13 protein-coding genes are annotated in these 14,031 nt (G+C 56.6%); 6 read left to right on the forward strand and 7 right to left on the reverse strand.

Going from position 1 to position 14,031, the window contains the following annotated elements:
• The first annotated feature begins 22 nt into the window (after positions 1-22).
• The 4 genes from VD17_RS28765 (at position 23) to VD17_RS28780 (ending at position 3,710) form a co-directional block, all read left to right on the forward strand.
• The gene (locus tag VD17_RS28765; protein ID WP_046056790.1) at positions 23-880 is read left to right on the forward strand and encodes a hypothetical protein; all 858 of its coding nucleotides are present in this window, start codon (positions 23-25) and stop codon (positions 878-880) included.
• A gap of 65 nt (positions 881-945) precedes the next feature.
• The gene (locus VD17_RS28770) at positions 946-1,311 is read left to right on the forward strand and encodes a hypothetical protein (protein ID WP_052962771.1); all 366 of its coding nucleotides are present in this window, start codon (positions 946-948) and stop codon (positions 1,309-1,311) included.
• A 332-nt stretch (positions 1,312-1,643) separates the two neighbouring features.
• The gene (locus tag VD17_RS28775) at positions 1,644-2,657 is read left to right on the forward strand and encodes an acyltransferase family protein (protein WP_046056791.1); all 1,014 of its coding nucleotides are present in this window, start codon (positions 1,644-1,646) and stop codon (positions 2,655-2,657) included.
• Between the two features lie 165 nt (positions 2,658-2,822).
• Positions 2,823-3,710 (forward strand): alpha/beta hydrolase family protein, encoded by an 888-nt coding sequence (locus VD17_RS28780; protein WP_046056792.1) that lies wholly within the window; start codon positions 2,823-2,825, stop codon positions 3,708-3,710.
• A gap of 137 nt (positions 3,711-3,847) precedes the next feature.
• On the opposite strand, the gene VD17_RS28785 is transcribed toward VD17_RS28780, so the two are convergent.
• Together VD17_RS28785 and VD17_RS28790 are read right to left on the reverse strand one after the other, a co-directional pair.
• Positions 3,848-5,137: an NAD(P)/FAD-dependent oxidoreductase gene (locus VD17_RS28785; protein WP_046056793.1), complete on the reverse strand. Its 1,290-nt coding sequence runs from the start codon at positions 5,135-5,137 to the stop codon at positions 3,848-3,850.
• A gap of 29 nt (positions 5,138-5,166) precedes the next feature.
• Entirely contained in the window at positions 5,167-6,006 is an 840-nt protein-coding gene (locus VD17_RS28790; RefSeq protein WP_046056794.1) for an alpha/beta fold hydrolase, read from the reverse strand.
• A 107-nt stretch (positions 6,007-6,113) separates the two neighbouring features.
• Between VD17_RS28790 and VD17_RS28795 the strand changes: the two genes are divergently transcribed.
• Positions 6,114-6,734, forward strand: a complete 621-nt coding sequence (locus VD17_RS28795) for a GntR family transcriptional regulator (protein WP_046056795.1) — start codon at positions 6,114-6,116, stop codon at positions 6,732-6,734.
• Positions 6,735-6,737: 3 nt separating this feature from the next.
• Here the strand turns inward: VD17_RS28795 and VD17_RS28800 are convergent, their stop codons facing one another.
• The 5 genes from VD17_RS28800 to VD17_RS28820 all read right to left on the reverse strand — a co-directional run bounded on the left by VD17_RS28800 (position 6,738) and on the right by VD17_RS28820 (position 13,012).
• Positions 6,738-8,291: an ABC transporter substrate-binding protein gene (locus tag VD17_RS28800; RefSeq protein WP_046056796.1), complete on the reverse strand. Its 1,554-nt coding sequence runs from the start codon at positions 8,289-8,291 to the stop codon at positions 6,738-6,740.
• 65 nt (positions 8,292-8,356) lie between these two features.
• Positions 8,357-9,988 (reverse strand): ABC transporter ATP-binding protein, encoded by a 1,632-nt coding sequence (locus tag VD17_RS28805; protein ID WP_046056797.1) that lies wholly within the window; start codon positions 9,986-9,988, stop codon positions 8,357-8,359.
• Entirely contained in the window at positions 9,988-10,860 is an 873-nt protein-coding gene (locus VD17_RS28810) for an ABC transporter permease (protein WP_080932093.1), read from the reverse strand. The genes VD17_RS28805 and VD17_RS28810 overlap by 1 nt, the downstream gene beginning before the upstream one ends.
• Complete coding sequence (locus VD17_RS28815) at positions 10,857-11,798, reverse strand: ABC transporter permease (RefSeq protein WP_046056798.1); 942 nt, start codon at positions 11,796-11,798, stop codon at positions 10,857-10,859. The genes VD17_RS28810 and VD17_RS28815 overlap by 4 nt, the downstream gene beginning before the upstream one ends.
• 80 nt (positions 11,799-11,878) lie before the next feature.
• Positions 11,879-13,012 (reverse strand): C45 family autoproteolytic acyltransferase/hydolase, encoded by a 1,134-nt coding sequence (locus tag VD17_RS28820; protein WP_046056799.1) that lies wholly within the window; start codon positions 13,010-13,012, stop codon positions 11,879-11,881.
• Positions 13,013-13,270: 258 nt separating this feature from the next.
• On the opposite strand from VD17_RS28820, the gene VD17_RS28825 reads away from it, so the two are divergent.
• Positions 13,271-14,011, forward strand: a complete 741-nt coding sequence (locus VD17_RS28825; RefSeq protein ID WP_046056800.1) for a Mut7-C RNAse domain-containing protein — start codon at positions 13,271-13,273, stop codon at positions 14,009-14,011.
• Positions 14,012-14,031: the final 20 nt, after the last annotated feature.

Genomic DNA, 14,031 nt, shown 5'->3' on the forward strand with positions numbered 1-14,031 from the left:
GTCAGCCCACAGGAGCATGTCCATGAAGCGTTCAACCTATCTTGCCGATTTCCATGTCGCTGGTTTCGTCCATTGGATGGCCACGGAGCTGGATACTTCCCTTTTTCAGCATGCTTATATTGATCGCCGTAGCGGGAAAGAATGGAACTGCACAAGTTTGTTCAACGCTTTCGAAAAGTATCAATGGAACCACCCGGGCAACCACCGTTTGGCCTTCAACCCAGGATCGACGTTCTTAAGTAACGCAACGGCATTGGCTGCATTGAAGGCGGACTTGGCCGCCGCCGGCACTGACGATTCGAAAGTGGTGAAAGCAACGTCGGATGTCATGGCATGGGGCGGCGTGACTGCTCGAAACAATGAATGGTTAAAGCTGAACGAGGCAGGGTTGGCGCGATCGCTACAAGCAGTTCAGGCCGCCATCAATGCCGGCGATCCTGAAGCGCCTGCACTGCGTTGCGACCAACTGCGTTTTAACTCCGGAATGACCAAGGTTTACTCGCTGCTGTGCGATGACTTCGTGATCTACGACAGCCGCGTGGCGGCAAGCTTGGGATGGCTCATCGTCAAATACTGCGATGCGAAAAGTCTGGCTAGCGTTCCAAGTGCTCTCTGTTTCCCATGGGCGGCCGCAAAGGAGGCTCAATCAGCTGTGTTGCCAAAGCGTCGGGACCCAAGTGCAGGTCCTTACAAATTCAAACGCTTGCGCTCGGGTTCACACCATGCCCTTTGGAACATACGCGCCAGCTGGACGCTTGCCGCGGTCCTGGCGCATCCCAAGGCCTCAGGCTGCAGTTTCCACGGAATCGTCGAACCTAAAGATTCTCTCCGTGCACTGGAAGCTGCGTTGTTCATGATTGGCTACGATTTGGGGCAGTGACCTGACGACTGTCGCCTGACTGGTCCTCGGGAGCACCGGGGACCACCTTCGGATTAGGAAATCAAATGATGGAATCATTGAGTAACGTGCAAGTTTTGATCATGAGTCTCGCAAGTCATGGGGTTTGCGTGAGAGCCCTTCAGGCTGAGGTGGCGCAACGTCTCCCAGAAATGACGGACGAACAGTTCCAGACTGCCCTCTTCGCTCTACAGGAAAGAAACCACATTATCGGTCTGGAGGTGAATGACCAGTGGGTGGTATCGACCGTCGATCACGCAGCTCCCGCTTACCAGTCGGAATACAGTCCCGAATTCGCTGAAATGATCATTGCGGCATCGTGCGGTGAAATGACTGAAATTGACCCTGATGAAATGATCGCCCAACTCGAGGTGATGATTAAAAACGCCCGGGTCAAAAAATCCAAGTATTGAGTCTCATGCCGTACCGGCAGAAATCGACCGATTGAATCCACAGCCCAAAGCCACCGGTCAGGGCACCTATCAAAAAGTGCGCGTTTCCTTAGCGCGATGCTACCAAGCAACGTCAAAAACCCAGTCATTTAGCGAATTCCTCGCGACTGGAATTTTTTCATGGCGTGAAGTGTAAAGCGCAAAAGGTGTCCTAGACTACAGGCTTAAATGGTCTGACTTCATGAATTGCTCACCGCTGTAACTACTGGGTTTTTATATGAATTCAGACAGTCTTCAGACGCAGCATTGCCTTTATCGAATGCCCTCTATCGACCCAACAGCGGGATGCAAATATGAATAGTATTTCCGGAGAGGGTTCTCGATTCAGCGTACTTGATGGATGGCGCGGCATAAGCATCTTGCTTGTCCTGGCGTGCCACCTGCTACCACTTGGCCCAAAGCCTTGGCAATTTAATGCCGCCGCAGGCGTTATGGGAATGGCTATATTTTTTACGCTATCGGGTTTCCTGATAACAAACTTTCTGCTCAACAACAGCAGCGTCGTTGATTTTTTAATCCGCAGAATCTTTCGGGTTGTGCCGCTCGCCTGGTTGTACATGCTCATTGCTTTGCCTGTCATGAACAGCACTCCGGATGTCTACATCGCAAACTTTCTGTTCGTTGCCAACTGGCCGCCTATGTGGCTTGGCAGTGTAAACGGCCACCTTTGGAGTTTGTGCATGGAGGTCCAGTTTTATTTCGCCATCGCTTGGCTGGTCGTTCTGATGAGAAACAAGTGGGTAATGCTAATCCCTTGTCTCTGCATCGCTGTCACGATGTATCGAGTCATGAATGATGTCCATGTCGCAATCAACACTTATTACCGCATTGATGAAATACTTTCCGGATGCATACTTGCACTGATATACAACAATAGACTGGGCAACATCCTTGCCAAACTTCCGACACAAACGGCAACCACTCAAATATTTTTATTCCTCCTGTTTGTCTTGTCCTGCCATCCCGATGCGGGCTTCATGAACTACTTCCGCCCCTATCTTGCCGCAGCAATGGTGGGGAGCACATTACTCAATAGCCGGACACGAGTTGCCCTGCTTCTGAACAATCGTGCTTTATTTTATATTGCCACCATCTCGTACGCGCTCTACGTTGTTCATCCGATGCTAATACATACTTGGCTGGGTAGCGGAGATACCGTCATAAAATACTTGAAGCGCCCTTTGTTGTTCGCCGCCATTTTTATCACCGCACATATCTCGACTTTCTATTACGAAAAATGGTGGATTGCTTTTGGTAAGAGATTTGCCAAGAAAGTGGCTAGCCAATCTGTTACATCGGTCGGTTGAATCCACAGTCGATTGCGGCCCTGCACGACAGGAAGCAATCCGGCCATAAGCGGTCGGAGCTGCATTTGTGCCGTCCATGGGACTGCTCGGAGCCCCGACTGCATCTTCGGACGATGCCCCCAGGCCCAATAGTTAAACTTTTACCCGTCTAGCCAAGGATCCCCTATGCCTACTTTTTTGACCCGTATAGTGCTTCTCGCAAGCCTGGTTACAGCCCCGTATTTCGCGTCTGCGGCTGAAGAAAAAGTCAGTTTTTCCGTTGACGGAATGAACGTCGTCGGCACTCTGAACCTGCCCGACGGCGTTAAGAAGCCCCCGGTAATTCTGTTGCTTCACAGTTTCGGGGGCAGTAGGGATGAGGGGATCATTCCGGCCGTCAATGAAGGAATCTACGCCCGTGCTGCGCGTCTTTGGGCCGGACAAGGCATTGCCAGCCTGCGCATCGATTACCGTTTTGATGGCGACAGTGAGGGTGCCAAGACCGACGGCACACTCGATACGTATGTTGAGGATGGGCTGGCTGCGCTCGACTTTCTGGCCAAGTCCGGGCGCGTTGACGCCAACCGCATGGCGCTTGTTGGATGGAGCATGGGCGGAGCAATTGGTGCTGCTGTAGCAGGACGGACCCCGCATAAACTCGACGCGGTCGCACTCTGGAACCCCGCGACCAATATGGGAGCCGCTTTCCCGCTGTTATGGGGCTCCGAGAAGATCAAGGAAGCGTTGCGAAGCGGTGACACCCCCGTCGCACTGGCAGTTCCTGGTGGTGGCGAGGTCAAGCTTAAATCCGCGTTCTTTGTCAGCTTGATGACCCTCGATGCCGCCGCCGAGATCACCCAGTACAAGGGCCCACTGCTCGTCGCCGTCGGCACTAACGACAACATCGTTTCTCCGCAGCCAACCCTCGGAAAAAGCTTTATCCGCTATCATCCCGGAGAACATGAGCTGCTTGTCCGGCCCATGGATCACGCCTTCAACATGAGCAAAGACGAGAAGCAGATCGACGAGCTGATTTCGACGACAGCTACCTTCGTCAAGAAACACATTCACTGATCCCGATATCCCCGACTATTTCAAGTTGCTTGAAACGAGTCCCCTGCCGTTGACTAACGACTGGCAAGGGGCTTAGTTGCTGAAGCCGCATGACGTGACCGTGTTCGGCGAATACCTTTTTAACCCGGTTGTTGCCGTTACTTGTTAAGGCGCAGAGCGTCGAAAGCATCTCGCGCTTGGCATGCGGTATAGGTCATTTGCGCGGCGACCAGACCGGCCAGACCAAACGTACGGGTCAACCCGAACTGGCGGAAACCGTCGGGTATCGGAATCGACTTGGCGATAGCGTCAGCCAGAACCTCGCCCGCCACCGTCGTGGGCGCCATGCCATGACCACCAAAACCAACGGCGTGCCAGACGCCCGCTTCATCTTGGCCAATCTGGGCCATTTGATGCCGGCCGTAACTCATCAACCCGCCCCAGGAATATTGGATTTCTACACCTTCCAGTTGCGGATAGACGTTTAAAAGATCTGTCTTGAGCAGACTGGCGATCGCTTCCGGGCTCCGATTGAGCACCGAAATCCGCCCTCCCCATAAAATTCTGCTGTCGCGAAGCGGCCGGTAGTAATCAAACGCGAACCGCGTGTCGTAGACCGCTGATTCACAGTCAATAACTTCTTTCAAGCGAGCCCCGAGAGGTTCGGTTGCTACGACATAGGTGGCAATGGGTAATACAGCACGTTCGACCGGGCGATAGACGCCGCGCGCGTACCCGCCACAGGAAAAGATGACATGCTCGGCATGCACTTCCCCGCCTTCGGTTTGCACAACATATTTCTTTCCACGCTTCTCGATATTCAGGGCGGATGATTGTTCATGGATACGCACACCGAATTCAGCCACCGTGCGAGCAATGCCGTACACGTACTTGAGAGGATGAAAGTGGAAGGCGTTACGCTCCAGCAGGCCGCCGAAATAGCGCTCAGTCTTGAGTAGCTCTTTTAACTGGCCTGGCGGCATGTATTCCCAATCAACTCCGTAGACGTCACTCATGAGTTTTCGCGGTGTTTCAAGTCTTGCCGGGTCGTTGAACCAATTGGCGAGAATCACCCCCTGGTCAACCAGGTCACAATCGATACCGTATTGTTTGACGCGATTGCGGATCAACTCAACGGCATCAAGCGTTAGCCGGTAAAGGCGCTGCGCCTCTTCAACGCCAAGGGTGGCGAGAAGGTCAGCGTTTCCCAGGCTGTAGCCTCCGAAGACGAAGCCGCCGTTACGACCCGAGGCCCCATGACCGATGCTATGAGATTCCAGAACGATGACGTCATTGATACCTCGCTCCGCCAACCCGAGTGCGGTCGACAGGCCTGCCAGCCCACCGCCGAGGATGCACACTTTAGTCTCTACGCGACCCGATTGAGCGGGATAGGGGGTGATGTCGGCCGTGGTTTCATAAAAGGTTTGCTGGTAATCAGTGCTCATAAATTGATGTGGCCTCGACGACGTTTTGATCAATCGCCTAGTTGCAATAGAAAGTCCTGGACGTAGGGCACAACCGATATTCCGGCGTGGGCGGTGTTGGGAACAATGTCTTGCTGAACACGTATGTCATAGGCCTCAAGGTTACGTGCGAGCGTTGCGTTGCGCTCCACCCTTGTACGCCCGGCATCGTTGATGCCTTCCATGTATTGCACTGAACCGGGTGCGTAGTGAATCTCCCAGGTTTCCAGGTCTGCGGCACCCACTAACAGTTGAACATCGACTTCACGCAGCGCATCGAGATTCAGACGCTTGCCGAAAATCGCCTCGATCCCTCCGGTACCCACCCACCAATCGCGCCCCTCATCGATCAAGGTCACCGACCCCGGTGCACCGATAGAAACGGAGCGTAGACGTTCGGGGTGCAGGTAGTAAAATCGGTTCGCAAAGTGTCCACCGCCCGAATAACCAAACAATGAAAACTTCTCGAACGAAGTGCTGAGCGCCTCGCAGACTTCATCGACCATTGCCAGCAGGACTTCGTCATAACGAATGTCGCCTTCCTTAAGGTATTTGAAACCATGCGGGTTGCCATCGCCCAGTGGGCCTACCGGAAACAGCGGCGCGAGAATGATGTAGCGATTGAAGCGCCCGAACTCGGCGAACGCGTCCCGATACTCGACCATCGTGCGCCCGGTACCATGGATCGCGACCAGCAGACGGTGGCCTTGAGGTGCTTGGTCGAAGGTTTGCGGAACATAAAGACAATAGGCAAAACGCGGATCCTTACGGCACGAAAAAATGGTCGTGCTACCTCGGTAGTACATCTGGCGATGCCGCGATTCGGGGGTGTCTTGAGGGTTGCTCAACATTGTGAAACCTCGTTGATAATTGTGCCATTATTGAAAACTACAGCGGGTCAGGGTCATGCACGGTCGACGACTCACACACCCACTACCCAGTTTTGTGGAAGTCACCTTTGAACAAAAAAACTACTGATCGCAGCCAATTGGTGCTGCTGATTTCAAACGACATTAATGCCGGTGTTCTTCCGACCGGCAGCTGGCTCAAGCAGATCGATCTCGAACACCGCTACGGCTGTACTCGACTGGACATCCGTCGTGCGCTGGACCAGTTGGTCCTCAAAAACATGGTCGAACACATCCCCAATCGCGGTTACTACGTGCACACGCCTGACTTGACCCAGGTGTCGGATACCCGCGAAGTCCGCATCGCACTCGAATGTGCAGCCGTCGATCAGATGCAGGTCACCGAGGAGCGTTTGCAGGCGCTGGACGTCATCGCGCAGCGCTTCAGCCGCCTGGTCAACGAAGGGACGATGCAAGAGTGCTACGTCGCGAATCTCGAGTTTCATCGCGGGATCTATGACATGTGCACCAACCGGGTAATGATCGAGTTCATCGAAGAAATTCGCAGCCGCCCCCCCTCGTCTCCAGGTGGCACCTGGCGTACGCATCTGCGCGCCGAGCAGTCGAGCCGCGAACACTTCCAGATCGTTGAGCTCCTGCGTAAGGGTGACCGCGAACAACTCAAGCGACTGATCGCGGCGCACATCCGTCAAACCCCACTGGAGCAATGAGTTTCAAGGCTTGATGCTGACGCCCCACAGGCGCGGCTTCTGCCCGATCCAGGCGTCGTAGCCCTCTACGTTCTGATTCAGCGCAACGATGTCCAGGCCGTTGTACATGACGATCATCGGCACTTGATCGATGAAGCGCTCATGCAGTTGATCGAAGATTGACTGACGCTTGGCGACGTCACCTTCCTTCAGTGCCTGGCTCAGCAACTCAATCGCCACAGGATCCTCCCAGACCTTGCGCGACTCTTTGTCCTTGTTACCCGTCACCTGCTCGAAACTCAGCGCCGGATCGAAGCGTGCCGAATAGGTGAAGGACATGGCTTGATAACGCCCGGCCTGGTAACGCTCAAGCTGAGTGCCCCACTCCATCACTTCAACCTGCGCGTTAATGCCGACTGCTTGAAGCATCGCCTGGGCAATAATGGCCAGGTCGTAACTGGGAACCATCGAGCGTTTGTTGGCGACGATCGTCAGTGGTTGGCCGCGATAGCCTGCCTCCTGGAGCAGTTGCGCCGCCTTTTGTGGGTCGTAGGTGAAGCCGCGTTGCTCGCTTGGACCGTAGTAGTTGGAGGCCACGCTGATGATTGAGTTGTTAGGCACACCGAAGCCATTGCTCGTCGTCGCGACCAGTTGTTTGACATCGATGGCGGCGGCAATGGCTTGACGAATGCGCTTGTCCTTGAGCAACGGATCCCGGGTCTGGAACATCAGCACATTCATGGTCGCGCTGGGGTCTGTCGAGACCTTGAGCGTTGCGTGGGTCTTGATCTCTGGCAGGTCGGTTTCGGTGACTTCTGCCATGTCCAGGTCGCCCGAAAAGAGCGCCGCCTTGACCGTCGCCTGATCGGGAATAATCACAAACCGTACTTCATGGGTCAGCGCGCTCTTGCCGCCGGTATAGCCATCGCGCGGGCCGGGCAAGGACTGATAGCCAGTGAATTTGGTCAGCGTGACGTACTGCCCACGCTTCCACTCGCTTAACTGATAAGGGCCAGTGCCTATCGGCGCCAGGAACTCACCTTGAGCGTTGACCGAGGCTTTGTTCAGTACCGCGGTGCCGCCGCAATCGGTACGCGCCAGCGTGGCGAGGAACATACCGCTGGGCTTTTCCAGTTCCATCACTACGGTATGGTCATCCGGTGCCGTTACCTTGGTCACCTTGGTCAAGCCACTGCCATCGAACTCCGGCAGGCAACGCCACTGAGTCTTGGGGTCCATGTCCCGGTTCCAGCTCCATAACACGTCGGCGGCGGTCAACGGCTCCCCGTTATGGAACTTCACCCCTTGGCGCAAGGTGAAGGTGTAGGTCAGACCATCGGCAGAGACATCGATCTTCTGTGCCAGTAACGGTTTGACTTCGCCCTTTTCCCCATAGGCCACCAACCCTTCGGTCATGTGCAGCACGACCGCATCGGAACGGTCATCACGATTGACGCCAGGGTCCAGGCTGCGAATATCGGAGTTCATTGCCAGACGCAAGGTTTGCGCCTGGGCGATTCCGCAACCGATCAGGGTCATCATGCTCAGCGTCAAAGCGTTTACTAAAAAGCGATTCATAAGCGAGTCCTTGATAAAGAGGAAACAGGTTCACGCCGCCACAGGTACGACGGCCTTAAAGTCCTTCACACAGCAGCACTGCTGCGCAATTGATAACTGCCATCGGCCAGCCGCACCAACGGATTGGCGGCAGCCAGCAGTCGATGAGTGAAGGCGTGTTGCGGGTTGTCGAACACTTGTGCGGTGGTGCCAATTTCAACCAATCGACCTTGCTGCATGACGGCCACGCGATGGGCAATTCGTTCTACCGCCGCAAGGTCATGCGAGATGAACAGACACGCAAAGCCGTACTGCTTTTGCAGCCGCTCGAACAACGCCAGGATTTGCTTTTGAATGGTCATGTCGAGCGCGGAAATCGGTTCGTCGGCGATGACCAGTTTGGGGTGACGAATCAGCGCCCGACCAATCGCCACACGTTGCCGCTGACCACCTGAAAGCTGGTGCGGGAAGCGGTTGGCGAAGAGCGGGTCCAGACCGACATCCTGCAGAATGGTGCGCACGCGCTCGGCACGTTGCTCGCGACTGAGGCCCGGCACATGGCGCAACGGTTCAGCGAGAATTTCAGAAATTCTGGCGCGCGGATCGAGGGACGATACCGGGTCCTGAAAGATCATCTGGCATTGCAATCGATGCTCACGGTTGGCGCTTTTGAGGATGTCCACGCCATCGAAAAAGATCTCGCCAGCAATCGGATTGACCAGCCCGACGACCGAACGGCCAAGGGTGGTTTTACCCGACCCACTGCCGCCAACCAGCGCCAGCGTTTCACCCGCAGCGATTTGCAGACTGACCCCATCCACCGCGCGTTTGGCTTTACCGCGCCACAGGAAACCCTGGCGCCCCGGGTGCTCGATGGTGACGTTGCGCATGTCGATCAGCGGCGCGGCCCGTGATGCGCTGTCAAGGTTGCCTCGGGTGGGCAGCGCTTCGAGCAATTGCCGGGTGTAATCGGCCTTGGGGCCCAGCAGGATCTGTTCGGTGGGGCCGCTTTCGATCGCTTTGCCGTTGCGCATCACCACGACTTTGTGGGCATGGCGCACCACCAGCGACAAGTCATGACTGATGAACAGGATCGCAGTGCCCTCTTCCCGCGTCAGTTCGAGCATCAGTTCGATGACGTCAGCCTGGGCCAGGGTATCGAGGGCCGTGGTCGGCTCGTCGGCGATCAACAGCGCCGGACGCAACAACATGACCGAAGCCAGCATGATGCGTTGTCGCATGCCACCGGAGAACTCGTGGGGAAAGGCGTTCAAACAGCGTTGCGGATCATCCATGCCGATTCGGCGCAGCATCTCCAATGACCGGGCGAGAATGGTTTTTTCATCCAGATCGGTGTGCAGGCGCAACCCTTCCGCCATCTGCTGACCGATCGTCATTGTCGGGTTGAGCGAGACCATCGGCTCCTGAAACACCATCCCGATCTTCGAGCCACGAACATCACGCAACTGATCGTAGGGCAAGGTGCACAGGTCGGTGTCGGCAAACTCGATACGACCGGATGCGACGCGCATCGGCGGCGGCAACAGCCCGATGACAGCACGCGCCGCCATCGTCTTCCCACTGCCGGACTCACCCACCAGCGCTACGATCTCGCCGGGGGCCATGTCGAAACTGAGGTGGTCAACCGCAAGCGAACCCTCGGTTCCCACCTGAATGCAAAGATTACTGACGCGAAGCAAAGGCTTGACGGTATCCATTAGCGACTCATCCGGGGGTCAAGGCGATCACGCAGGGCGTCACCGAAAAGATTGATGCCGATCAAGGCAATGGAAATCATCAAGCCAGGGAAGAAGCCCAGCCACGGTGCCGTGACCAGGTGCGGCCGGCTGGAGGCAAGCATGTTTCCCCACGTGGCCGCAGGCGGTGGAACGCCCAACCCGAGAAAGCTCAATGCGCTCTCCGAGAGAATCGCCCAGCCAAACATGCTGGTGGCCAGCACAATCAACGGTGCCACGCAGTTCGGCGCGATATGCCGCCACATCGTGTACAGCTCGCTATTGCCAATGACCCTGGAGGCTTCGATGAACTCTCGTTCACGCAACGACAACACCGTGCTGCGCACCACCCGAACCACGGTGGGGATATAGGCCAGGCCCAGCGCCAGCACGATGCCGTACTGACTCGCGCCGACAATCGCGAGCAACCCCAGCGCCAGCAACATCCCGGGGAATGCCAGCAAGGCATCGTTGACCATCATCAACAGGCGGTCCGTCCAGCCGCGCAGGTAACCGGCGAGCAAACCGAACAGCGTGCCGATGCTGATGGCCAATATCACCGTAAGCAGGCTGATCCACAGGCTGGTGCGAGCGCCGATGATGATGCGGCTGAAGACATCGCGGCCGAACTCATCAGTCCCCAAAATGTGTGGCCAGGACGGCGCCATGAATCGATTGGCCAGATCCAGACGCAGCGGGTCATACGGTGTCCAGACGATACCGGCCACCGCGAGCAGCACCAGCACCACCAGCAGGCTGCCACCGATCAGCGCGTTGAACGGGAGCGGACGCTTGTGCCCCGAGGTCTTCGGCACAGCGGTCGGCGGCGCGGCAATTTCGCTTAAAATCTTCATGCTTTCACCCGAGGATCGAACAGCGGATACATCAAATCTACGAGCAGGTTGACCAACACGTAGACGAACGTAATGAGCAACAGGCAGCCCTGCAGTACGGGGTAATCACGTGCATAAATGGAGTCGACCATCAGGCGCCCGATGCCGGGAATGGTGAACACCGTTTCGATCACGGCGATCCCACCCAGCAAGTTGCCGAGGATCAGGCCGATCAGTGTCCAGGTGGGTGCAAAGGCGTTGCGCAACGTATGGCGCCAAAGCACCGCGCGCTCCGACAAGCCTTTGGCTCGGGCATGCGCGATGTAGTCCAGGCGCAACACTTCGATCGAGCTGGCCCTCTGCATCCGGATAATCACGCCGCTTTCGTGCAGCACCAGCGTTGTCACGGGCAAGATGATGTAGGCCAGCGCTTTGCCGAAATCAGCCGAAAACGGCACATACCCCACCACCGGCAACCAGCCCAGTTCCAGGCCAAACACATACAGCAGCAACAGGCCCATCCAGAAACCGGGGATCGACAGCAACAACGTCGCGGCCGTCACCAGTCCCAAGTCAACCAGCGTGTCCTGTTTCCACGCCGCCAACATACCCAGAGGAACGGCAATCGCCGCCGCCAGCGCGACCGACGTCAGAACGATGGTCACACTGACGCTGAACCTTTCAAGCACCAGCGGCAAAACGGCCTCGTGACTGGTGATCGAAAAGCCCAGATCCCCATGGAACACTGCCTTGAGCCAGATCAGGTACTGCGCGATCATCGGTTGATCCAGCCCGAGGGACTGCCGCATCTTGAGTAGACTGGCCGGATCAGCCATGTCGCCCAGCATCAAGAGCGCCGGGTCACCGGGTATCAGCCGGATCATTGCGAAGACCGCAATAGAGATCAGCAATAACGTCGGGACCGCCATGGCCAGACGCTGAATGATCAAACGAAACATGTGGGTTCCTCGATGTTGATACGGCCCTCAATCGGGCAGGGCTCAATCGGACAGAGCTCAGGCAGGCAACCGATCAATGCTTACCAGGTGGCGTACCGCGCGTAATCGGATTCCATCTCGAGGCGGTACTGCCCAAATGTACGGTTGATCGCCGGCAAGGAGGCAACTTCCATGAACCCACTGGCTGGGCGCATCAGAATCATCGCCACCGTAGCGGACAGATTGTCCTCGCCACTCGAGCTCGGACGTGGTGGTCGGCAGACCGCAAATGGCTTGCCGAAATCATCGAAAAATGCGCTTTTCAGGTGTTCCAGCGTCAGGCTGCCATGAAATGGCTTGAGCAGTTTCTCGACCCGGATATCGCGATAAAAGCTTTCGGGTGCACCACCGATGCCGGTGTTCTTCAGTTTGATCTGCGCCACTGCGCTGCGCCAATGGTTGGCGTGCACCAATAGATCGTCGACCTCGTACAGCGGGAACACTTCATCAGGTGCACATTCGTAGTTGATACCAAACCCGGCCGCATGACTGAGCATCATGTTGTTCGAGCCCGACTTTGGCGTCACCGCCACGGCTTTCATCGACAGGGCGAAATGATTGGCTTCCAGCGCCTTGCGGCGGATAAGCGGCAATGGCACGCCAAGCGCTTGATAGTCACGATCCGATTCCAGGTTGTTGCCCGTGATCGCCGTGCCGATGGAGTTCATGCCCGCGCGGGCCAGCCCACCGGCTTCGGTGAACGTCAGCACATCCGGGCCGTCGTCACGACGAATATGCAGGACCACGCCAGTCTCCGCGCACTCCATGCGCCAGTCCCAGTTCTGGCCGTGCAGTACTTCATTGTTCGCGGTGGCACCAGGAAGGACGATGGCGCCGGTGCAGCCATCCAGTTCCGGTTTGTCCTGCATCGAACGCCGCCCCAGGTGAATAATCTCGGTACGGGCATTGATCATCACAATGGCCTCGAAGTCGTGACCGGAGCCTTGCGCGATGCCCCGCATCTCTTCCAGGTACTGCGGCTCGAACGCTTCGATATTGGGAATGAATTGATTGACCAATCGCTTGATACCGGCCCAGTCATAACCCATGTCCAGCAGTTGCTGACCGTAGATTTCAATGCTGCGAGCAATGATCTGTGGACAGGCTTTGCCGTACTGCACACCCCGGGCAAATGGCCCGCCACTCAGTTCGATACACGGAAATTGATAACTCATGCCCTGCCCCCAAATAGTGTGTGCAAGACCTAGAGCAAGGATCAGACCAATTTCACAAAAACCCAGTCAATATTGGCGCCAATTTGATTTCCAATAAATTACCGACGTGAAAATGCACCGTTTCCGGTCAAGAAATTGGGTAGTAAATTCACAAGCGTGTAAAAAAGTGGCGCGCCTGATTGGGCTAAAGACACCGGATGATTAACGGACATTCGGACTAGACTCGCTCATCCTTGCAGCCCTGCCATACTGTTCAGCATGACCAGTGCAACCTTCCGCTTCTACGAAGAGCTCAACGATTTCCTGCCGGCTGAACGGCGGCGGCAGTCCTTTACTTGTGAGTGCGCGCGAGCAGCGACGGTCAAGCACATGATCGAGGCGCTCGGGATACCGCACACCGAGGTCGAGTTGGTGCTGCTCAACGGCGAGTCGGTGGGCTTCGAGCGGGTGATTTTCGACGGTGACCGGCTGGCGGTGTATCCCAAGTTCGAAGCGCTGGACATCAGCCCGCAGCTCAAGGTTCGTGCGCAACCTTTACGGGTGCTGCGCTTCGTCGCTGATGCGCACCTGGGCGGGCTGGCCAACCTGCTGCGCATGAGCGGCTTCGACACCCTCTACGACAATGGCTTCGAGGATGGCGAGATCGCCGAGATCGCTGCGCAGCAAGGACGCATCGTGCTAACCCGTGACCGCGAACTGCTCAAGCGGCGGATCATCAGCCACGGCTGTTACGTGCATGCCCTGAAACCGTCGCTGCAGCTGCGCGAGTTATACGAGCGCCTCGACCTGGCGCGTAGCGCGCGGCCATTCAGCCTGTGCCTTCATTGCAACCTGCCGCTGCACGAGATCAGCCCGGAACTGGCCCGGTCGCAGGTGCCGCCACGCGTTGGCATCCTCTATTCGCACTTCGTGCGCTGCGACGCCTGCCAACGGGTTTACTGGGAGGGTTCGCACTGGCGCGGCATGTGTGCACTGCTGGCACCTCTGCTGGACCGATAGCCGAGCGCATCGGGCCGCCT

Source organism: Pseudomonas fluorescens (assembly GCF_000968015.1).
Lineage (GTDB): Bacteria > Pseudomonadota > Gammaproteobacteria > Pseudomonadales > Pseudomonadaceae > Aquipseudomonas > Aquipseudomonas fluorescens_W.